A 1,502-nucleotide genomic window follows, 5' to 3' on the forward strand; every position below is an offset into this window, starting at 1 on the left:
GCTAGTTTGGCACCGGGCGCAGAAGATGCTACAACCTTTACAGCAACTTATACCATCACACAAGCCGATGTTGATTCTGGAATGTTCTCCAACCAAGCTACGGCTACCGGAACTGCTCCTGACAATAGTCAGCCAACAGATCTTTCTGACCATTCAAGTTATACTGAAAACAACCCAACAATCGTAGACATCTGTACCGATGCAAGTATTGCTCTGATTAAAACTTCCAATGTTGAAGTAGATCCAACTACAGGATGTTCAACAGTTGTTGTAGGTCAAACGATTAACTATAATTTCTCCGTTAAGAACACGGGTAATTCAACCCTTACAAACGTAATTGTTACCGATCCAGACGCCACAATGTCTGGCGGACCTATTGCTAGTTTGGCACCGGGCGCAGAAGATGCTACAACCTTTACAGCAACTTATACCATCACACAAGCCGATGTTGATTCTGGAATGTTCTCCAACCAAGCTACGGCTACCGGAACTGCTCCTGACAATAGTCAGCCAACAGACCTTTCAGACCATACAAGTTATACTGAAAACAACCCAACAATCGTAGACATCTGTACCGATGCAAGTATTGCATTAATCAAAACTTCCGATGTTGAAGTAGATCCAACTACAGGATGTTCAACAGTTGTTGTAGGTCAAGTAATCAACTATAACTTCTCCGTTAAGAACACGGGTAATTCAACCCTTACAAATGTAATTGTTACGGATCCAGACGCCACAATGTCTGGTGGGCCTATTGCTAGCTTGGCACCAGGCGCAGAAGATGCTACAACCTTTACAGCAACTTATACCATCACACAAGCCGATGTTGATTCTGGAATGTTCTCTAACCAAGCTACGGCCACGGGAACTGCTCCTGACAATAGTCAGCCAACGGATCTTTCTGACCATTCAAGTTATACTGAAAACAACCCAACAATCGTAGACATCTGTACCGATGCAAGTATTGCACTGATTAAAACTTCCGATGTAGAAGTAGATCCAACTACAGGATGTTCCTCAGTTGTTGTAGGTCAAGTAATCAACTATAACTTCTCCGTTAAGAACACGGGTAATTCAACCCTTACAAACGTAATTGTTACGGATCCAGACGCCACAATGTCTGGTGGTCCTATTGCTAGTTTGGCACCGGGCGTTGAAGATGCTACAACCTTTACAGCAACTTATACCATCACACAAGCCGATGTTGATTCTGGAATGTTCTCTAACCAGGCTACGGCCACGGGAACTGCTCCTGACAATAGTCAGCCAACAGATCTTTCAGACCATACAAGTTATACTGAAAACAACCCAACAGTCGTAGACATCTGTACCGATGCAAGTATTGCTCTGATTAAAACTTCCGATGTAGAAGTAGATCCAACTACAGGATGTTCCACAGTTGTTGTAGGTCAAACGATTAACTATAACTTCTCCGTTAAGAATACGGGTAATTCAACCCTTACAAACGTAATTGTTACGGATCCAGACGCCACAATGTCTGG

General features: G+C 43.3%; 1 protein-coding gene. It reads left to right on the top strand.

Going from position 1 to position 1,502, the window contains the following annotated elements; all coding sequences use genetic code 11:
* Positions 1-1,502, top strand: a 1,502-nt coding sequence (locus QPK98_RS15545; protein WP_310994394.1) for a DUF7507 domain-containing protein, incomplete at both ends; no start/stop codon positions are given.

This window comes from Aequorivita marina (assembly GCF_031631895.2).
Taxonomy (GTDB): Bacteria; Bacteroidota; Bacteroidia; order Flavobacteriales; family Flavobacteriaceae; genus Aequorivita; species Aequorivita marina.